This is a genomic window from Hydrogenophaga sedimenti, from assembly GCF_051857515.1.
GTDB lineage: Bacteria > Pseudomonadota > Gammaproteobacteria > Burkholderiales > Burkholderiaceae_C > Hydrogenophaga.
The window spans coordinates 241,660-261,454 of record NZ_JBPZHA010000005.1; the positions used below are offsets into that span (position 1 = coordinate 241,660).

General features: G+C 66.6%; 20 protein-coding genes. 16 read left to right on the forward strand and 4 right to left on the reverse strand.

The window, feature by feature from the left end; translation table 11 throughout:
- Positions 1 to 54: 54 nt before the first annotated feature.
- The 7 genes from ACS5NL_RS10570 to ACS5NL_RS10600 all read left to right on the forward strand — a co-directional run bounded on the left by ACS5NL_RS10570 (position 55) and on the right by ACS5NL_RS10600 (position 7,095).
- Entirely contained in the window at positions 55 to 1,815 is a 1,761-nt protein-coding gene (locus ACS5NL_RS10570) for an MFS transporter (protein ID WP_439353750.1), read from the forward strand.
- A 107-nt stretch (positions 1,816 to 1,922) separates the two neighbouring features.
- Positions 1,923 to 2,126 (forward strand): hypothetical protein, encoded by a 204-nt coding sequence (locus tag ACS5NL_RS10575; protein WP_439353751.1) that lies wholly within the window; start codon positions 1,923 to 1,925, stop codon positions 2,124 to 2,126.
- Positions 2,127 to 2,156: 30 nt separating this feature from the next.
- Positions 2,157 to 2,621 carry a hypothetical protein gene (locus tag ACS5NL_RS10580; RefSeq protein ID WP_439353752.1) on the forward strand — a complete coding sequence of 155 codons (465 nt, stop codon included), beginning with the start codon at positions 2,157 to 2,159 and terminating at the stop codon, positions 2,619 to 2,621.
- Between the two features lie 28 nt (positions 2,622 to 2,649).
- Complete coding sequence (locus tag ACS5NL_RS10585) at positions 2,650 to 3,402, forward strand: metallophosphoesterase family protein (RefSeq protein ID WP_439353753.1); 753 nt, start codon at positions 2,650 to 2,652, stop codon at positions 3,400 to 3,402.
- A gap of 9 nt (positions 3,403 to 3,411) precedes the next feature.
- Positions 3,412 to 4,857, forward strand: a complete 1,446-nt coding sequence (locus ACS5NL_RS10590) for a serine/threonine protein kinase (protein WP_439353754.1) — start codon at positions 3,412 to 3,414, stop codon at positions 4,855 to 4,857.
- Positions 4,858 to 4,972: 115 nt separating this feature from the next.
- A complete protein-coding gene (locus tag ACS5NL_RS10595) occupies positions 4,973 to 5,281 on the forward strand; it encodes a DUF485 domain-containing protein (protein WP_439353755.1) in 309 nt (102 codons plus the stop codon).
- Complete coding sequence (locus tag ACS5NL_RS10600) at positions 5,278 to 7,095, forward strand: cation acetate symporter (RefSeq protein WP_439353756.1); 1,818 nt, start codon at positions 5,278 to 5,280, stop codon at positions 7,093 to 7,095. The genes ACS5NL_RS10595 and ACS5NL_RS10600 overlap by 4 nt, the downstream gene beginning before the upstream one ends.
- A 100-nt stretch (positions 7,096 to 7,195) precedes the next feature.
- On the opposite strand, the gene ahpF is transcribed toward ACS5NL_RS10600, so the two are convergent.
- Both ahpF and ahpC read right to left on the reverse strand, forming a co-directional pair.
- Entirely contained in the window at positions 7,196 to 8,785 is a 1,590-nt protein-coding gene (ahpF, locus tag ACS5NL_RS10605) for an alkyl hydroperoxide reductase subunit F (RefSeq protein ID WP_439353757.1), read from the reverse strand.
- Between the two features lie 254 nt (positions 8,786 to 9,039).
- Complete coding sequence (ahpC, locus tag ACS5NL_RS10610) at positions 9,040 to 9,615, reverse strand: alkyl hydroperoxide reductase subunit C (protein WP_411364125.1); 576 nt, start codon at positions 9,613 to 9,615, stop codon at positions 9,040 to 9,042.
- A gap of 261 nt (positions 9,616 to 9,876) precedes the next feature.
- On the opposite strand from ahpC, the gene ACS5NL_RS10615 reads away from it, so the two are divergent.
- The 7 genes from ACS5NL_RS10615 (at position 9,877) to hemP (ending at position 16,395) form a co-directional block, all read left to right on the forward strand.
- Positions 9,877 to 12,216 (forward strand): TonB-dependent receptor, encoded by a 2,340-nt coding sequence (locus ACS5NL_RS10615; RefSeq protein WP_439353758.1) that lies wholly within the window; start codon positions 9,877 to 9,879, stop codon positions 12,214 to 12,216.
- 8 nt (positions 12,217 to 12,224) lie between these two features.
- Positions 12,225 to 12,917: a Fe2+-dependent dioxygenase gene (locus ACS5NL_RS10620; RefSeq protein ID WP_439353759.1), complete on the forward strand. Its 693-nt coding sequence runs from the start codon at positions 12,225 to 12,227 to the stop codon at positions 12,915 to 12,917.
- The gene (locus tag ACS5NL_RS10625) at positions 12,914 to 14,068 is read left to right on the forward strand and encodes an alpha-hydroxy acid oxidase (RefSeq protein WP_439353760.1); all 1,155 of its coding nucleotides are present in this window, start codon (positions 12,914 to 12,916) and stop codon (positions 14,066 to 14,068) included. The genes ACS5NL_RS10620 and ACS5NL_RS10625 overlap by 4 nt, the downstream gene beginning before the upstream one ends.
- A 284-nt stretch (positions 14,069 to 14,352) precedes the next feature.
- On the forward strand, positions 14,353 to 15,000 hold the full coding sequence (locus tag ACS5NL_RS10630; RefSeq protein WP_439353761.1) for an energy transducer TonB: 648 nt from the start codon (positions 14,353 to 14,355) through the stop codon (positions 14,998 to 15,000).
- 29 nt (positions 15,001 to 15,029) lie between these two features.
- Positions 15,030 to 15,764, forward strand: a complete 735-nt coding sequence (locus tag ACS5NL_RS10635; protein ID WP_439353762.1) for a MotA/TolQ/ExbB proton channel family protein — start codon at positions 15,030 to 15,032, stop codon at positions 15,762 to 15,764.
- 14 nt (positions 15,765 to 15,778) lie between these two features.
- On the forward strand, positions 15,779 to 16,192 hold the full coding sequence (locus tag ACS5NL_RS10640) for an ExbD/TolR family protein (protein ID WP_439353763.1): 414 nt from the start codon (positions 15,779 to 15,781) through the stop codon (positions 16,190 to 16,192).
- Positions 16,189 to 16,395, forward strand: a complete 207-nt coding sequence (gene hemP / locus ACS5NL_RS10645; RefSeq protein WP_439353764.1) for a hemin uptake protein HemP — start codon at positions 16,189 to 16,191, stop codon at positions 16,393 to 16,395. The genes ACS5NL_RS10640 and hemP overlap by 4 nt, the downstream gene beginning before the upstream one ends.
- 115 nt (positions 16,396 to 16,510) lie before the next feature.
- Here hemP and ACS5NL_RS10650 read toward each other — a convergent pair whose 3' ends face one another.
- A complete protein-coding gene (locus tag ACS5NL_RS10650) occupies positions 16,511 to 16,918 on the reverse strand; it encodes a GlcG/HbpS family heme-binding protein (protein ID WP_439353765.1) in 408 nt (135 codons plus the stop codon).
- Positions 16,919 to 17,092: 174 nt separating this feature from the next.
- Here ACS5NL_RS10650 and ACS5NL_RS10655 point away from each other — a divergent pair, with 174 nt between their 5' ends.
- On the forward strand, positions 17,093 to 17,779 hold the full coding sequence (locus ACS5NL_RS10655; RefSeq protein WP_439353766.1) for a Bax inhibitor-1 family protein: 687 nt from the start codon (positions 17,093 to 17,095) through the stop codon (positions 17,777 to 17,779).
- Between the two features lie 67 nt (positions 17,780 to 17,846).
- Positions 17,847 to 18,305 (forward strand): hypothetical protein, encoded by a 459-nt coding sequence (locus ACS5NL_RS10660; RefSeq protein ID WP_439353767.1) that lies wholly within the window; start codon positions 17,847 to 17,849, stop codon positions 18,303 to 18,305.
- Positions 18,306 to 18,341: 36 nt separating this feature from the next.
- On the opposite strand, the gene rlmD is transcribed toward ACS5NL_RS10660, so the two are convergent.
- Positions 18,342 to 19,769: a 23S rRNA (uracil(1939)-C(5))-methyltransferase RlmD gene (gene rlmD, locus ACS5NL_RS10665; RefSeq protein ID WP_439353768.1), complete on the reverse strand. Its 1,428-nt coding sequence runs from the start codon at positions 19,767 to 19,769 to the stop codon at positions 18,342 to 18,344.
- Between the last annotated feature and the right edge of the window lie 26 nt (positions 19,770 to 19,795).

The window sequence follows — 19,795 nt, forward strand, 5'->3', positions numbered from 1 at the left end:
ATTTCAGGTGACCAGCAAAAGGTCACCGCATCGTTAACAACAGGAGACAAATTCATGGCGACAACCGCATCCCGGCCGATGACGCCCGAGGAACGCAAAGTGATCTTTGCGTCGTCCCTCGGCACCGTGTTCGAGTGGTACGACTTCTATCTGTACGGCTCGCTCGCGGCCATCATCGCGAAGCAGTTCTTCAGCGGCCTTGACCAGGGGTCTGCGTTCATCTTCGCGCTGCTGGCCTTCGCGGCCGGCTTCATTGTTCGCCCCTTCGGCGCCATCGTGTTCGGCCGTCTGGGCGACATGATCGGCCGCAAGTACACCTTCCTGGTCACGATCCTGATCATGGGTGGCGCCACCTTCATCGTCGGCGTGCTGCCCAACTACGCCTCGATCGGCGTGGCCGCACCGGTGATCCTGATCGGCCTGCGCATGCTGCAGGGCCTGGCGCTGGGTGGTGAGTACGGCGGCGCGGCCACCTACGTGGCCGAGCACGCACCGCACGGCAAGCGCGGCGCCTACACCGCCTGGATCCAGACCACGGCCACGCTGGGTCTGTTCCTGTCGCTGATGGTGATCCTGGGTACCCGCACCGCCCTGGGCGAAGAAGCCTTTGCCGACTGGGGCTGGCGCGTGCCGTTCCTGGTCTCCATCGTGCTGCTGGCCGTTTCGGTGTGGATCCGTCTGCAGATGAACGAATCGCCCGCCTTCCAGAAGATGAAGGCCGAGGGCAAGACCTCCAAGGCGCCGCTGGCCGAGTCCTTCGGCCAATGGAAAAACCTGAAGATCGTGATCCTGGCCCTGATCGGTCTGACCGCCGGCCAGGCCGTGGTCTGGTACTCGGGCCAGTTCTACGCCCTGTTCTTCCTGACCCAGTCGCTCAAGGTCGACGGCGCCACCGCCAACGTGCTGGTCGCGGCCTCGCTGGTGATCGGCACCCCATTCTTTGTGGTGTTCGGCGCCCTGTCCGACAAGATCGGCCGCAAGCCCATCATCATGGCCGGTTGCCTGCTGGCTGCGCTGACCTACTTCCCGGTCTTCGAAGCCCTGACCAAGGCCGCCAACCCCGACCTGCACAAGGCCCAGCAGTCCAGCAAGGTGGTCGTGACCGCCAACCCGGCCGAATGCTCGTTCCAGTTCAACCCGACCGGTACCGCCAAGTTCACCAGCTCGTGCGACATCGCCAAGCAGAAACTGGCTTCGGCCTCGGTGAGCTACTCCAACGAAGTCGCCGCTGCCGGCACCCCCGCCACGATCAAGGTTGGTGAGACCGTGATCAGCACCGCCATCACGCCGGAGGACATCGCCGCTGCCAAGGCCGCCGCCGAGAAGAAGGTGGCCGACATGAAGGCCGCCGGCAACGCCGATGCCAAGGCACTGAAGGCCGCCGAAGATGCGGCGAAGACCCTGGGCGACGAGAAGAAGGCCAAGGACGCCACCCTGACCGCCAAGCTGGGCGCCGCCCTCAAGGCCGCCGGCTACCCGACCAAGGCCGATCCCGCCAAGCTGGACAAGGTCATGATCGTCGTGATCCTGACCTACCTGGTGATCCTGGTGACCATGGTGTACGGCCCGATTGCCGCCATGCTGGTGGAAATGTTCCCGACCCGCATCCGCTACACCTCCATGTCCCTGCCCTACCACATCGGCAACGGCTGGTTCGGTGGCCTGCTGCCCACGACGGCCTTTGCCATCGTGGCCCAGACCGGTAACATGTACAACGGACTCTGGTACCCGATCATCATCGCTGCCGCGACCTTCATCATCGGCACGCTGTTCATCAAGGAAACCAAGGACGTTGACATCTACGCCAACGACTGAAATTTGTGAGACGGTTCGCCGTCCGCAGGGCGGCGAACCGGTGCTCACCCGGTTCCCTACAAGCCCATGCCCTGCATGGGTTTCTTTTTACCAGGAAGGTAAGTTTCATGATCAAGATCCTCATCGGTTTCATCGTCTTCGCGGCACTCGCCCTGTTCATGCTCATGAAGAGCGGTGGCGACATCGACATGGGCGGTGAAAAGCACGGCAGCGAAGCCACCCACAGCGAGCCGGCCAAAACCGATGCACCGGCCGCCGCTCCCGCTCCCGCGCCAGCCGCCGCCCCTGCCGAAGCCCCGGCCAAGCAGTAAGAGGCAACGGCGCCCCATCGGCCATTCGTTTTGCGCTACCAGAAAACAGAGGCGGGTCAGCAGGCATTCAAGCAACGCAATCCGTTGATGTCTGCCCGTCAGCGAGCCGCCTTCCTACTTTTTGACGGACAACGCCCCCTCGAAGAGGTGCTGTCCTCCACCGTTGGTCTGGGAGTGACCCAGGCCGACATCCTGGACCTGGTGGAAAAGGAATTCCTCCAGGCTCCAGTAGCACAGGCTGGCGCCAGCGCAGCGCCGGCAACCGAAGCCACAAACCCCTCCGGGGAATCGGACGTCGATCGATACAAAAAGGCGTACCCCATCGCCATCCGCATCACGGCGGCCCTGGGGCTGCGTGGATTCCGTCTCAACCTGGCGGTCGAAGGCGCGGGTGGATACAACGACCTCGTCGCCCTGCTGCCGGCCATCGCCAAGTCCGCACCGGCGGCCGCCGTGAAAGAGCTCGCGCAGGCCCTCGGTGTGCCCCCGCCCTGAAGACCGCCGACACACCCGCCCACCCTCCATGAAACTGGCGCTGCTCTCCGACATCCACGCCAACGTGCAGGCCCTCGACGCCTGCCTGGAACACGCCTGGCTCAACGGATGCACGCGGTTCGCCCTGCTCGGCGATCTGGTCGGCTACGGCGGCGATCCGGGCGCGGTGATGCAGAAGGTGATGGCACTGGCCGAGGATGGCGCCGTGCTGGTCAAAGGCAATCACGACGCGATGGCGGTCGAGCCTCCGGCGCAGTCCCTGCAGATGGGCGACTCGACCGCCCGCTGGACCCACGAGCAGCTCTCGGCGCAGCAGCGCAGCTTCCTGGCCGCGCTCCCGTTCACGGCCACCCTGGGCCCCTGCCTGCTGGTGCATGCCAGCGCCGATGCGCCGCAGAGATGGCGCTATGTGGAAGACGAGCGCAGCGCCGGCGTCAGCCTGGAAGCGGCGCTGCAGCAGCCCGGCGTCCGCTATGTGTTCGGCGGTCATGTGCACCAACAGACCCTGTACTACAGAGGCAGCGGCCGTGGCCTGATGGCCTTCAAGCCCACCCCCGGCGTCGAGATTCCCACGCCCGGTCACCGCCAGTGGATCGCCACCGTCGGATCGGTCGGCCAGCCGCGCGACGGGCAGCCCACCGCGATGTACGCGGTGTTTGACATGGAGCAGGCCCGGCTGTGCTTTCAGCGGGTACCGTACGACCATGCGGCGGCAGCGGCCTCGGTGCGGCGCGCCGGTCTGCCGGAGTTTTTTGCCAGGCGTCTCGAAGAGGGAAGGTGACACCGCGCGATGAAGTTGCTGGAACCGGGAACCCAGCTCGACGGATTTGTCGTCGACGAGTGCATCCACTCCGGGGGCATGGCCCACATCTATGCCGTCCACTACGCCAACGGCGCCGGCGACCCCGGCTTCCGGATGGTGATGAAGATTCCGCGCATGACCGCAGGAGACGGCGCCGAGAACATCGTCAGCTTCGAGGTCGAGCACCAGCTGCTGCAAGTGCTCACCGGCCCGCACGTGCCCCATTTCGTCGCGGCCGGCGATCTCGACAACGTGCCTTACCTCGTCATGGAATACGTCGAGGGCCGGACGCTGGACCACTGGCTGCCGCAACCCGGTGAACCCTACACCCCGTTGTCCTCCGAGGAAGTCGCCCGGCTGGGCACGGCACTGGCCCACGCGGTGCACAGCCTGCACCGGCAGAACGTCTGCCACCACGACCTCAAGCCCGCCAACGTGCTGATCGAGCCCGACGGCACGGCCGTGCTGCTGGACTTCGGCCTCTCGTGCCATGCCCACTTTCCCGACCTGCTGGCCGAAGAGCTGCGCAAGGCGGTGGGCTCTCCCGCCTGGATCGCGCCGGAACAGGTGGTCGGCGTGCGGGGCGACACGCGCAGCGACATCTTCGCCATCGGCGTGATCCTCTACGAACTCGCGACCGGCGAACTGCCCTTCGGTGCCCCCCAGAGCGACGGCGGCATGCGCCAGCGCCTGTGGATGGACCCGAAGCCGCCGCGTGCGCTGCGCGCGGACATCGCGCCCTGGCTGCAGGAAATCATCTTGCGCTGCCTGGAGCCCGAGGCGGCGCAGCGGCATTCGTCGGCCGCCCACCTGGCCTTCGACCTGGCCCACCCGGCCGACGTCACGCTCACCGAGCGGGCCCAGCGCACCGAGGGCACCGGCTTCAAGGAACATTTCAAGCGCTGGATCCGCGCCGCCGGCAAGCACTACCAGCCCAGCCCCAAACCGGCCCAGAACATCGACGAGGTGCCGATCGTGATGGTGGCCGTGCCCCACCACGACGTCACTGACGCCACCCTGTACTCGCTGCGCCAGGCGGTCGCCCGCTCGCTGGGCATCCGCCCGGGCGCACGGCTGGCCTGTGTCACGGTGATTTCGCCCGGGTCCACCAGCAGCACCGACGCCCTGCGCAGCGAGACCGCCGTGCACCGACGCCACCTGTCGATGCTGCGCCAGTGGGCCCAGCCACTGGACCTCACCGGCCACCAGACCTCCTACCACGTGCTGGAAGCCAGCGATGTGGCCCAGGCCCTGGTGCAGTACGCCGAAGGCAACCAGGTCAGCATGATCGTCATGGGCGCCGCCACGCATGGCCTGCAGATGCAACGGTTTGTGGCCACGGTGCCGATCAAGGTGGCCATGGAGGCGCCGTGCACGGTCATCCTGGTCAAGCAGCACCTGCCCTTTGACCGTCTGGCCACCCCGAATACCTGAGGTTGGCGCTTCCATTTGCAGAGCATCCGACCGTCAGCGGGCAGTCATTTTGAGGTAAGACGACGGTAAGTCCGTCGGCCTAAGCTGGTCTTCTCTAAAACGCAGAGGAGCCCCCATGGAAGACAAGCTGACACAACGGATCATCAGCAATCCGAAATACCAGGAACTCAAGGCCAAACGATCCAGTTTCGGCTGGATCCTGACCGCCGCCATGATGATCGTTTACTACGGTTTCATCATGCTGGTGGCCTTCAACAAGGAATTCCTGTCCCAGCGACTGGGCAGTGGCGTGATGACCGTCGGCATCCCGGTGGGATTCGGCGTGATCGTGTTCACCATCATCATCACCGCCATCTACGTGCGGCGCGCCAACACCGAGTTCGACGAACTCTCCAACGCCATCGTCGCCGAGGTCCAGAAATGAAGCACCCCATCCGTACCTCCCTCCGCACGCTGCTGCCCCTGGCCCTGACCGGTCTGGCGCTGGGCGCACACGCCGCTGGCGCCGACCTCGGCCAGGCCGAGAAGCAGGCCACCAACTGGACCGCGATCACCATGTTCGCGCTGTTCGTGGTGTTCACCCTGTTCATCACCAAGTGGGCTGCCGCCAAGACCAAGAGCGCGGCCGACTTCTACACCGCCGGCGGCGGCATCACCGGCTTCCAGAACGGTCTGGCGATTGCCGGTGACTACATGTCCGCGGCCTCGTTCCTCGGTATTTCCGCGGCCGTGATGGCGTCGGGCTTCGACGGCCTGATCTACTCGATCGGCTTCCTGGTCGGCTGGCCCGTCATCACCTTCCTGATGGCCGAGCGCCTGCGCAACCTGGGCAAGTTCACCTTCGCCGACGTGGCCGCGTTCCGCTTCGAACAGAAGCCGATCCGCATCTTCGCGGCCTCGGGCACGCTGGTCGTGGTGGCCTTCTACCTGATCGCCCAGATGGTGGGCGCCGGTCAGCTGATCAAGCTGCTGTTCGGTCTGGAGTACTACATCGCCGTGATCATCGTCGGCGCGCTGATGATGGTCTACGTGCTGTTCGGCGGCATGACGGCCACCACCTGGGTGCAGATCATCAAGGCCTGCCTGCTGCTGGGCGGCGCCTCCTTCATGGCCTTCATGGTGCTGTGGCACTTCGGCTTCAGCCCCGAAGCCATGTTCGCCAAGGCCGTGGAAATCAAGGCCCAGCTCGGCGGTGCCGCCAAGGACTCCGCCATCGCCGCCGCCAACGCCGCCAGCTCTGCCGCAGCCACCCCTGAAGCGGTCGCCAAGGCCGCCAAGGACCTGGCCACGGCCAATGCGATGCCCGACGCCGCCAAGGCCGGTGCCTCGATCATGGGCCCGGGCAACTTCGTGAAGGACCCGATCTCCGCCATCAGCTTCGGCATGGCGCTGATGTTCGGTACCGCCGGCCTGCCGCACATCCTGATGCGCTTCTTCACCGTGCCGTCCGCCAAGGAAGCACGCAAGTCGGTGATGTGGGCCACCGGCTGGATCGGCTACTTCTACCTGCTGACCTTCATCATCGGTTTCGGCGCCATCACCTTCGTGCTGACCAACCCGCAGTTCCTGGACGCCAAGAAGGCGCTGCTGGGCGGCAACAACATGGCGGCCGTGCACCTGGCCAACGCCGTCGGCGGCAACGTGTTCCTGGGCTTCATCTCTGCCGTGGCCTTCGCGACCATCCTGGCCGTGGTGGCCGGCCTGACGCTCTCGGGCGCCTCGGCCGTGTCGCACGACATCTACGGCACCGTGATCAAGAAGGGCAAGGCCGACAGCGCCGACGAACTGCGCGTCTCCAAGATCACCACCATCTGCCTGGGCATCGTCGCCGTGGTGCTGGGCATTGCCTTCGAGAAGCAGAACATCGCCTTCATGGTGTCGCTGGCCTTCGCCATCGCCGCCTCGGCCAACTTCCCGGTGCTGTTCATGAGCGTGCTGTGGAAAGACTGCACGACCAAGGGCGCCGTGATCGGTGGCTTCCTGGGCCTGATCTCGTCGGTCGCCCTGACCGTCGTGTCGCCGTCGGTGTGGGAAGCCACGCTGGGCAACCCCAAGGGTTCCGCGCTGTTCCCCTACACATCGCCGGCCCTGTTCTCGATGGCCATCGGCTTCATCGGCATCTGGCTGTTCTCCATCCTGGACAACAGCGCACGTGCCAAGCAGGACCGCGCGGGCTTCCTGGCCCAGCAGGTCCGTTCGGAGACCGGCATCGGCGCCTCCGGCGCATCGGGTCACTGACCCGTCGGGCAGCGGACCACCCGGCCCGCTTCACCCAACAAAAAAGCCACCGGGCAACCGGTGGCTTTTTTTGTGGGTAAACGCCGGAAGGACGCCAGACTCAGGCGGCAACCGCCACGTCCGCCGGCGCGACCACCGGTTGGCGGATCAGGTGATCGAAGGCGCTCAGGGCAGCCTTGGCGCCCTCGCCCGCCGCGATCACGATCTGCTTGTACGGAACGGTCGTGCAGTCACCCGCCGCGAACACGCCTTCCACATTGGTGTGGCCCTTGGCGTCGACCACGATCTCACCGAAACGGCTGAGTTCGACCGTGCCCTTGAGGAACTCGGTGTTGGGCACCAGGCCGATCTGCACGAACACACCGGCCAGCGGCACCAGCTGCTCTTCGCCGCTCACGCGGTCCTTGAACTTCAGGCCATTGACCTTGCTGCCGTCGCCGGTGATCTCGGTGGTCTGCGCGTTGACGTGGATGGTGACGTTGGGCAGGCTCTTGAGCTTGCTCACCAGCACCGCGTCGGCCTTGAGCTGGTCGGCGAATTCCACCAAGGTCACGTGCTCGACGATGCCGGCCAGGTCGATGGCCGCTTCCACACCCGAATTGCCGCCGCCGATCACCGCCGTGCGCTTGCCCTTGAACAGCGGGCCGTCGCAGTGCGGGCAGTAGGCCACGCCCTTGTTGCGGTATTCCTGCTCGCCGGGCACGTTGACGTTGCGCCAGCGCGCGCCGGTCGACAGGATCACGCTGCGCGCCTTGAGCACGCCGCCGTTTTCCATCTGCACCTGCACCAGGCCACCCGGCTCGCTGGCGGGAACCAGCTTGGTGGCGCGCTGCAGGTTCATCACGTCCACCTCGTAGTGGCGCACCTGCGCCTCCAGCGCGGCGGCGAATTTGGGGCCGTCGGTTTCCAGCACCGAGATGTAGTTCTCGATCGCCATGGTGTCGTTGACCTGGCCACCCATGCGTTCGGCGGCCACGCCCACGCGGATGCCCTTGCGGGCCGCGTACACGGCGGCGGCGGCACCGGCCGGGCCACCGCCGACGATCAGCACGTCGTAAGCGTCCCTGGCGTTGAGCTTGGCGGCTTCGCGTTCGCCGGACTTGGTGTCCAGCTTGGCGACGATCTCTTCCACCGAGGTGCGGCCCGAGGCGAACACCTCGCCGTTGAGGAACACCATGGGCACGGCCATGATCTGGCGCGACTCGACCTCGGCCTGAAAGGCACCGCCTTCGATCACCACGGTCTGTACCTTGGGGTTGACGATGGCCATGAGCGACAGGGCCTGCACCACGTCCGGACAGTTGTGGCAGGTCAGGGACATGTAGACCTCGAAGCGGAAGTCGCCGTCCAGCGCCTTGATCGAGTCGATCACTTCCTGCTCCACCTTGGGCGGGTGGCCACCGGTCCACAGCAGCGCCAGCACCAGCGAGGTGAACTCGTGGCCCAGCGGCAGGCCGGCAAAGCGCACACCCTGGGTTTCACCCACACGGGCAACCACGAAAGAGGGCTTGCGGGCGTCGGTGCCCGAGGTGTCCAGCGTGACCTTGTCCGACAGGCTGGCGATGGTTTCCAGCAGTGAACGCATCTCTGCACCGGTCTCGCTGTCGTCCAGCGAGGCGATCAGCGTGATGGGCTGGCGCAGCATGCCCAAGTACTGTTGCAACTGGGCCTTGAGGGTGTCGTCGAGCATGAGAATCTCCTACCCCCTGCGCCGCCTTCGGCGTTCCCCCCAAGGGGGGCGCCAGCAGCGGCCCGGCAAAGCCGGTTCCGCGCTGGCCTCGCATCTCGCTCCAACGAGGGAGCTGACGGACAACAGCGGGAAAAACAAAACAAACTTCCGGAGCGAAATGCCTTCGTCCAGAACGCGGCGGAACTGGCTCTGCCAGACCGCACGCGTTGCCCCCTTGAGGGGGTGACGCGCCGCAAGGCGCGGCGCGGGGATGGTCAGATCTTGCCGACCAGGTCCAGCGAAGGCGTCAGGGTCTTGGCGCCTTCCTTCCACTTGGCCGGGCAGACCTGGCCAGGGTTGGCGGCGGTGAACTGGGCCGCCTTGAGCTTGCGCAGGGTTTCCGACACGTCGCGGGCGATCTCGTTGGAATGGATTTCCAGGGTCTTGATCACGCCGTCGGGGTTGATCACGAAGGTGCCGCGCAGGGCCAGACCTTCTTCGGGGATGTGCACGCCGAAGGCATTGGTCAGGGCGTGGGTCGGGTCGCCGACCAGGGGGAACTTGGCCTTGCCGACGGCGTCGGAGGTTTCGTGCCACACCTTGTGGGAGAAGTGGGTGTCGGTCGTGACGATGTAGACCTCGGCGCCGGCGGCCTGGAAGGCGGCGTAGTTGTCGGCGGCGTCTTCGATTTCGGTCGGGCAGTTGAAGGTGAAGGCGGCCGGCATGAAGATCAGCACGGACCACTTGCCCTTGAGGGACTGCTCGGTCACTTCGATGAACTCACCCTTGCCGGCGCGGTTGACGAAGGCGGTGGTCTTGAACGGTTGCACTTGCGTGTTGATCAGGGACATGGTGTTTTCCTGTGACAGGTTGAGGGAAGAAGTAGCGATGGATATCGCGACGGGAGAAATCATAGCCCATAACTATTGAAGCTCCGCATTGATAGTTTGCATGGCATCGATAGGATTTATTGCTCTGCAGCATCGCGGCATGTGTCCGGGTCGCAACAATCTTATTGCGAATCGTTCGCATTTTATTTACCATCGAGACTTCCAGCCAGCCACAGCGTGACACGTTGAAGCCAGCCGACAACCCGTTCGACCAGAGCTTCCATGTCCCAACGCACCCAGCAAGCGCCGGCCCGCGCCCGTCGCCCCCTTCCTTCCTCTTCTCCCGCCCTGAGCACCAGCGCAGGTGTGGCCCTGCCTCTGGGCGCCATGCTGCTGGCCGGTTCGTTTGGCGCGCTGGCCCAGACCGCCCCCGCAACCGACGAGAGGCAGTTGCCGACCGTGGTCGTGCGCGAGAAGGCGTTGGCCCCCGAAGGCAAAGACGCCCTGCAGGCCACCGACACCGGCATCGGCAAGGGCAAACAGCAGCTGCGCGACATCCCGCAATCGGTGACGGTGGTGACCGAGCGCCTGATGGACGACCGCAACCTCGACACGCTCAAGGAAGCGCTCAAGAACACCGCCGGCATCACCTTCCAGGCGGCCGAGGGCGGTGAAGAAGACATCCGCCTGCGCGGCTTCGCCCTGCAATCCACCGGCGACCTGTTCATCGACGGCATGCGCGACCCCGCGATCTACGACCGCGACACCTTCAACCTCGACCGCATGGAAGTGCTGCGCGGCTCGGCCTCGATGCTGTTCGGCCGCGGCTCGACCGGCGGCGCCGTGAACCAGGTCAGCAAGACACCGCGCCTGCTCGACGAGCACCAGGTCGACCTCACCGTGGGGACGCACAACTTCGTGCGCGCCACCGGCGACTTCAACATCAAGACCGGCGAAAGCTCGGCCCTGCGCCTGAACGCCATGGTCAACAAGGCCGACAACAACGGCAGCGGCTCCAGCGTCGACAAGCGCGGCATGGGCATTGCCTACCGCACCGGCATCGGCGAGCAGGACGAGTTCCTGGGCAGCCTCTACCACCTGGACAACCGCAACGGCATCAACTACGGCATGCCCTTCGTGGCGCCCAAGGCCGGCTCGTCCGACCGCGTGCTGCTGCCCGTCGACCCGGACACCGACTACGGCCTGGCCAGCGACTACAACGATTCCAGCGCCACCATCGCCGGCTTCGCCCACACCCACCGCTTCAGCCGCGACAGCGAACTCAAGACCCAGGTGCGGGTCGGCCAGTTCGACCGCGACCTGCGTGCGAGCACCATCCGCGCCTGCACCCGCTCGGTCAACGCCACCACCGGCGCCGTCACCAACCCGCAGTGCCCGAGCTCGGTCTCGCTGGACACCCTGGGCAGCGGCACCATCCTCACCCGCGGCACCAACCTGAAGGTCCAGAAGATGGACACGGTGCAGGTGCAGTCGGATTTCAGCAGCAAGTTCGACGCGCTGGGCGTGAAACACGAACTGCTGGCCGGTGTCGACCTGTCGCGCGAGAAGCGCACGGTGTACGCCGAACGGACAGCGGCGCAGGGCGGTGTCACCCTGAGCAAACCGACCACCACGCTCGGCAACCCCGGCGAAGGCCCTGCGATCGACGAGTCGCGGCGTGTGCTGCGCGTCGGCAACGCCTATGTCTCGACCGGCGTCGGCGCCTACGTGCAGGACGTGGTCCAGATCGCCCCGGCCTGGAAGCTGGTGGGCGGCGTGCGCTACGACAACCTCAACGGCGACTACGACATCAACACCATCCCGACCTCGGCCGCAGGTCCCGTGACGGCGACCAAGTACCGCATGCACGTGGCGGAGTTCAGCCCGCGCATCGGTGCGCTCTACCAGCCCACGCCGCTGCATTCGTTCCACGTTTCGGCCGGCCAGTCGTTCAACACCTCGGGCGACGCCTATTCGCTCAGCGCCGCCAACGCCGACACCGATCCGGAAAAGAGCGTCAACCTCGAAATCGGCGCCAAGCTCGACTCGGAGGACAGGCGCTTCACCACGCGCCTGGCCGTCTTCCAGTCCACCAAATACAACGAGCGCAACACCGACCCCGACCGCCCCGTCACGGTGCTGACCGGCAAGCGCCACGTGGCCGGCTTCGAGACCGACATCACCGGCCGCCTGACGCCGCAGTGGGAGGTGTACGGCTCCTACATGTGGATTCCGGTCGCCAAGGTGGACGCCGCAGCGCCCTGCCCCGCCTCCGGCACCTGCACCCAGGCGGTGGTCGGCGAACGCCCGGGCGACCGTCCCGCACTGACACCGGAACACAGCGGCACGGTCTGGACCACCTACCAGTTCACGCCCCGCCTGCGCATGGGCGCCGGCGTCAACTTCCGCAGTTCGCAAAGCCCGATCCGCGCGGAGTGGAAGGTGCCCGCCTACGCGACGGTGGACCTGATGGCCGAGTACGTGTTCGACTTCGAGCGCCTCTCGATCAAGGCCTACCTGGCCAACGCCGCCAACAAGCTGTACGCCGACCAGATCTACCCCGCGCACTATGTGCCGGGCGCCGGCCGCACGCTGCAGGTCACGGCCAGCCTGAAGTTCTGAGGCCCGGCATGCTGCTGACCCTGGCGGACATCCTCTCGGCCGACGACCTGCGCGATGCCCGGCGCCTGCTGCGCGACGCGCCCTGGGCCGACGGCCGCGAGAGCGCGGGCCCCCAAGCCCGCACCGTCAAGAACAACCAGCAGCTGCCGCACGACTGCGAAGCCGCCCAGCGCATCCGGCAACGGGTACTGGACGGCCTGAACCGCTCGGCGCTGTTCTTCAGCGCCGCGCTGCCGCTGCGTTTCTTCACGCCGCGCATCAACCGCTACAGCGGTGAACACAATACCTACGGCAACCACATCGACAACGCGGTGCGCCTGAAGGCCGCGGCCGGCGGTGGCACGGAATACGTGCGCACCGACGTCTCCTGCACCGTGTTCCTGAACGACCCCGACGACTACGACGGCGGCGAGCTCACGGTCAGCGACACCTACGGCACCCGCGGTGTCAAGCTGCCCGCGGGCCATGCCGTGCTCTACCCCGGCACCAGCCTGCACCAGGTCACGCCCGTCACCCGCGGCGAGCGCATCGCCTGCTTCTTCTGGGTCCAGAGCATGGTGCGCAGCGACGAGCAGCGCCGCCTGCTGTACGAACTCGACATGCACCTGCTGGCCCTGCGCCAGCGGCACGGTGAAACCGAAGAGACGACCGGCCTGACCGGGACGTACCACAACCTCCTGCGCATGTGGGCCGAGACATGAACCGCCCCCACGCTCCACCGCTGCGCGGGTCGCTGCCCCCCGAGGGCGCTGATCTGGCTTGGGGCGGCCCGGCGCCAGATCGTCGTTCTCCTGTCACGCTCGCCGACCACGAACAACGCGCCCGCGAGCTGCTCGACCCAGGCGCCTGGGCCTATCTGTTCGGTGGCGCGGCCGACGAAATCACACGGCGCGAGAACACCGAAGCCTGGCAGCGGCAACGGCTGCGTCCGCGGGTCCTGCAGCCCCTGGCCGGCGGTCATACGCGTTGCACGTTGCTCGGACGCACGCTGGCCCACCCCATCCTGGTCGCGCCCATGGCCTACCAGCGGCTGGCCCATCCGCAGGGCGAACGGGCCAGTGCGCTCGCCTCGGCCGTGCTGGGCGCCGGCTATGTCCTGAGCACCCAGGCCTCGGTGTTGCTCGAAGAGGTGGCGCCCCTGGTGCTGGACGAGCCGGCGCGTGGTCCTCTGTGGTTCCAGCTCTACCTGCGGCCGGCGCGCGACGAGACCCTCTCCCTGGTGCGCCGCGCCGAGGCCGCCGGCTTCGAGGCGCTGGTGCTGACCGTGGACGCGCCGGTGCAAGGCCCGCGCGACCGCGAACGCCGCGCGGGCTTCCAGCTGCCGCCCGGCATCGCCGCCGTCAATCTGCCGCCCCCTGTCCATCCGACAGCGGCCAGGGGCAGCCTCTTCGACACCCTGCTGCGCAGCAGCCCGACCTGGGAAGACCTCACATGGCTGCGTGGCCAGACCACTCTGCCCATCCTGCTCAAGGGCATCACACATCCCGACGACGCCCATCTCGCGGTCGGACACGGCGCCTCGGGCCTGATCGTCTCCAACCACGGCGGGCGCACGCTGGACACCATGCCCGCCACCGCGACCCTGCTGCCCGACATCGTGGCCGCCGCGTCCGGCCGGGTGCCGGTGCTGGTCGATGGAGGGATCCGGCGCGGCACCGACGTGTTCAAGGCGCTGGCGCTGGGGGCATCGGCCGTGCTGGTGGGGCGCCCGGTGCTGCACGGGCTGGCCACGGATGGCGCCCAGGGCGTGGCCCATGTGCTGCGGCTGCTGATCGACGAGCTGGAGATCGCGATGGCGCTGTGTGGCTGCCATTCGCCGGACCAGATCTCGGCCCGGCACCTGCACGCCTGAGCGGACTTTTCCAAAAAGATCTCCCACCATCTTATTTGCGAACAATTCTCATTTATACTGAAACCCGGTTTCGACCACTTTTTCGGACAACACCACCATGACCAGCACACTCCTCTCCCTGTTCGGCAGCCTGATGCTGCTGCTCGGTGCGCTCGGCTGGGTGTTCCGCCGCTGAACGGGTGGTCCGTCTTCTCACGCCTACACTCATGAATTCCGCCGTCCTCGGCTCCTCCAGCCTCCCCGCCGCGCAGCCGCAGGCGGGAGCAACGAACCATCCGCCCCGCATGGACCGCCGCCTGTTGATCGTGGCCACCGTGATCGGACTGCACGTCGCCGGACTCTGGGCGCTGCAGGCCGGATTGCTGCAGCGGGCGGTGGAACTGGTGGTGCCGGTCTCGGTGGTCGCCGACCTCATCGAGCCGCCTCAGCCGCAGGTCACGCCCGAGCCAACGCCGCCCAGGCCCGTGCCCACGCCCGCCAAGCCGCTGGCACCTGCGCCCCGGGTCGCTCAGGCCCCTGCGCCGATGCCGCTGGCCGTGGCCGATCCGAAGCCGGCGCCACAGGCACCGACGGGAATGGTCACTCAGGAGCCACTGAACGCAACAGCACCTGCTGCCGATGCGCCTACACCCAAGCCATCAACACCTTCTTCTCAGGCACCGTCCAGACTGGAAGATGAATTCGTGGTCCCGGCAAAGCCGGCGTACCCGCGCTACTCGCTCACTTTGGGCGAATCTGGGTCCGTGACTCTTTCGATCCGCATTGAAGCCAACGGGACCGCCAGCGACGTCGTTGTTCTCAAGTCAAGTGGCTTCCCGCGTCTGGACGAGGCTGCTGTCAAGAAGGCACTGCACTGGAAATACGTTCCCCGCGACGGAGGGAGCCCGCAGCCCGGGAGCTATCTGCACACCGTGCGATTTGAAATCTATTGAACCCTACTCCTCACTCATCGCATCACACCATGGACACCTCCGTCACCACCTCGGGCCTGGCCCACGTCTGGTCGCAAGGCGACGCCGTCACCCGCACCGTTGCCCTGGTGCTGCTGGGCATGTCGCTGGCGACCTGGATCATCCTGCTGTGGAAGCTGCTGGACCAGCGCGCCCAGCGCCGGCAGGCCAGGGCCTGCGAAGGCTTCTGGCACAGCGCCGATTTCGCCGAAGGTCTGGACAAGCTCGGCCCGGCCGACCACAACCCGTTCCGCGCCCTGGCGGTCGAAGGCCGTGAAGCACAGCGCCACATCCTGCACAAGGACGGCCGCCAGACCCCGCAACTGCACGACAGCCTCGATGTCAGCGACTGGATCGAACGTTGCCTGCGCCGCGCACTGGACGACCACACCGCCCGCGCCCAGAGCGGCCTGCCGGTGCTGGCCTCGGTGGCCTCGACCGCGCCCTTCGTCGGCCTGTTCGGCACCGTCTGGGGCATCTACCACGCCCTGCTGGGCATCGGCGCCGCTGGCCAGGTCAGCATCGACCAGGTGGCCGGGCCGATCGGCGAGGCGCTGATCATGACCGCCCTCGGTCTGGTGGTCGCGATCCCCGCGGTGCTGGGCTACAACGCCCTGGTGCGCGGCAACAAGAACGTGATGCACCAGCTCAACCGCTTCGCACACGACCTGCACGCCTACTTCGTCACCGGCGCCCGCGTCGCCAGCGGCGGCGACAGCAAGGTGCTGCCGATGAAGAAGGCCTGAGCGGAGAACACACCATGGCCATCGGAACCCAGGACGACAGCGACGACATGCTGGCCGAGATCAACATGATCCCGTTCATCGACGTGATGCTGGTGCTGCTGATCATCTTCATCATCACGGTGCCGGTGATCAAGCACGCGGTGAAGGTCGACCTGCCGCGCGCCAGCAACGAGAAGCTGGCCGACAAACCGCAGAACGTGCGGCTCGCGGTGGACGCCGCCGGCACCTACTACTGGAACGACGCGCCGCTGACCGACGCCGAACTGGGCACGCGTCTGGCGCAGATGGCGGCACAGGAACCGCAGCCCGAGCTGCACCTGCGCGGCGACAAGGCGGTGCGCTACGAGCGCGTGGCGCAGGCCCTGGCCAGCGCGCAGCGCGCGGGCGTGCGCAAGATCGGCTTCATCACGGAGCCTGCGTTGCCATGAACCGCCAGCCCTGCTCCAACGAAACCGCAGCGGCAGTGTCCGTCCGCGAAGAGCCCGTTGACGCGCCGTCGACGCGCGCACCGTCGCCGGTGCTGGACAGCCAGGCCGTGCTGCAGGGCCGCAGCTCGGTGGCCATCGAACACAACGGCGCGGTCTACCGCCTGCAGACCACGCGCCAGGGCAAGCTCATCCTCACCAAGTGAGCGGCCCGCACTGAACCTTCAATCGTGGGGCGACCCGGGGTTTGAACAACTCCCCGAGCGTCGTTTTTCGCCAGCCAGGGGGCAACATGCCCCGATAGCCAGGCGTTTTTTCCCTTTACAGGCCGAGCGCCGCGATGCCGGCCTTGGCGATCTGGGCGTCCTCGCTGGACTTCACGCCGCTGACGCCGACCGCACCGATGCACTGGCCGTCCTTGAGCACCGGCACGCCGCCTTCGAGCAGACCCTGCACCGTCGGCGCGCTCAGGAACGAGGTGCGGCCCTGGTTGATGACGTCCTCGTAGACCTTGCTCTCCTTGCGGCTGAGCGCGGCCGTGTGGGCCTTGGCGGGGGCGATGTGCGAGGACATGGCCGGAGCGCCGTCCAGCCGCTGCAGCCACAGCAAGTGGCCGCCGTCGTCGACGATGGCGATGGTGACGGCCCACTGGTTTTTCAGGGCTTCGGCTTCGGCGGCGGCCGCGATGGCCTTGACATCGGCCAGTTCGAGCACGGCTTTGGTTTTCATGGATGCGTTCCTGCGGAAATGGATTGAAAACCCGACGATACCCCGGCCATTGCCCCTTCGCCGGTCAAAACTGTTCTGACCCTTCGGGACTTGGGCCAAGCACCGCCCCTGCGGCGAGACCCCGGCCTACAATCCGGCGCTTGCGGCAACGTCCGCCGTCACACAGGAGAGACCATGTCCGACCACATCCAGCCATACGGTTCCACCGACACCTTTGCCGGCCAGCGCAACAAGGTGCTGCGCAACACCTACTGGCTGCTGGCCCTGTCGCTGCTGCCCACGGTGCTGGGCGCCTGGCTGGGCGTGGCCACCGGCATCACCCAGAGCCTGCGCGGCGGCCTGGGCCTGATCGTGTTCTTCGGCGGCGCCTTCGGCTTCATGTTCGCGATCGAGAAAACCAAGAACTCCGCCGCCGGCGTGCCGGTGCTGCTGGGCTTCACCTTCTTCATGGGCCTGATGCTCTCGCGCCTGATCGGTTCCATTCTGGGCCTGAGCAACGGCGCCAGCCTGATCATGACCGCCTTCGCCGGCACGGCCGGCGTGTTCACCGTCATGGCCAGCCTCTCGACCGTGATCAAGCGCGACCTCTCGGGCATGGGCAAGTGGCTGTTCGTCGGCGCGCTGGCCATCATGATCGGCGGCATCATCAACGTGTTCGTCGGCAGCACGGCCATGTTCGCCACCATCGCGACGCTGGCCATCCTGATCTTCAGCGCCTACCTGCTGTACGACCTGAAGAACATCGTCGACGGCGGTGAAACCAACTACATCACCGCCACGCTGGCGGTCTACCTCGACCTGTTCAACATCTTCCAGAGCCTGCTGTCGCTGCTGGGGATTTTCGGCGGCGAACGCGACTGAGTCTCCCGGGCCGGCTCAAGTTCGGCCGGTGGTGGCCGAAAAGGAAGGCAACCAGCTTCCAACCACCATGCGACACCTTGCCCTGCCCCTCTGCCTGAGCGCCGCCAGCTTCCTGCTGACCGGATGCGACGCGCTGGGCATCGAAAGCTCGGCACAGGTGGCCGAGCGCAAGCAGGCGGAGGCCCACGCCATCGGCAGCGCCTGCCGCCACGCGATCCGCAGCATCGAGGACTGTTTCAAGACCAACCCCAAGGCCGGCAAGGCCGCCGTGTTCGCGGGCTGGAAGGAAATGGACCAGTACATGCGCGACAACCAGATCGTCGGCATGCCCTCCTCCGCGGTCACCGAGCCGTCCGCAGACGCCGACGCCCAGGACGGTGAGGCAGATCCCGCAGCCGAACACGGCAGCGGCGAAAAAGCGACCGCAGAAAAACCGGCGACCGGCAAAGCCTCCGCTGAAAAATCCTCGGCAGAAAAGGCCCCCACCCACAAGGGCGCGGCCGACACCAAGACCCACAAGTCCTGAGCGCGGCCCCGCTGCCCGCCGCTCAGTCCTGCGCAATCAGTTGTCCAGCTCGAACACCGCCATGCTCTCGACGTGCGCGGTGTGCGGGAACATGTTCACCACCCCCGCCGCCGTGCAGCGGTAACCCGCCTGGTGCACCAGCAGGCCGGCATCGCGCGCCAGCGTGGCCGGGTTGCAGCTGACGTAGACGATGCGCCGGGGTGGCGTCCAGCCGCCACGCAGTTCGGGCTGCTGGTGCAGGTCGGCCAGCGCCTTGGACAAGGCGAACGCGCCCTCGCGCGGCGGATCGACCAACCACTTGTCGGCCACCCCGTCGGCCACCAGCATCTCGGGCGTCATCTCGAACAGGTTGCGAGCGACGAACTGCGTCGGCGCCAGCGGCGACGCGCGTCCTTGCTGGTTGAGCGCCAGGTTCTCGCGCGAACGCGCCACCAGCGTCTCGCTGCCCTCGATGCCCAGCACCTGGCCAGCCGAGGTCGCGATCGGCAGCGTGAAGTTGCCCAGGCCGCAGAACCAGTCGATCACACACTCGCTCTTCTGCGCATCCAGCAGGCGCAGCGCACGCCCCACCAGCACCCGGTTGATGTGCGGGTTGACCTGGGTGAAATCGGTCGGCTTGAACGGCATGGTGATGCCGAACTCGGGCAGGCGGTAGGCGAGCTGAGGACCGCCTTCGTCCAGCAGCTTGACGGTGTCCGGCCCCTTGGCCTGCAGCCACCACTGCACACCGTGCTGCTGGCCAAAGGCACGCAGCCGGGCCAGATCGTCCTCGCTCAGCGGCTCCAGGTGCCGCAGCACCAACGCAGTCACCTCGTCGCCACAGGCCAGCTCGATCTGCGGGCAGGTCTCGCGCGCGTCCATGCCGAAAATCATCTCGCGCAGCGGCATCAGCATCGCGCTCACGTGCGGCGGCAACACCTTGCAGACCTGCATGTCGGCCACATAGCGGCTCTTGCGCTCGTGGAAGCCGATCAGCACCACACCCTTCTTGTGCACAAAGCGCGCCGACAGGCGGGCGCGGTAGCGGTAGCCCCAGGCCGGCCCCTCGATCGGGCGCAGCAGCATCTCGGCCTTGACCTTGCCCAGGTGCCAGAGGTTGTCTTCGAGCACGCGCTGCTTGATCGCGACCTGAGAGCTGGCGTGCAGATGCTGCATCTTGCAGCCGCCGCAGGCACCTTCGTGCAGGCCGAAGTGCGGGCAGCCGGGCGTGACGCGCTGGGGCGACTCGCGGTGGATCTCGGTCAGCGTCGCCGCCTCCCAGTTGTTCTTCTTGCGGTGCACCTTGGCGCTGACCACCTCGAAGGGCAGGCCACCGTCGATGAAGACCACCTTGCCGTCAGGCCGGTGGGCGATGCCCTGCGCTTCGATGTCCAGCGATTCCACGAACAGCTGCCCTTCGGGCAGGCCGGCGGACGGGGAAACAGGGACTTGGGGTTCTTGTTGTGTGGGGCTGTCTTGGCTCATGCCCCGATTGTCTCAGGCCCGGGACC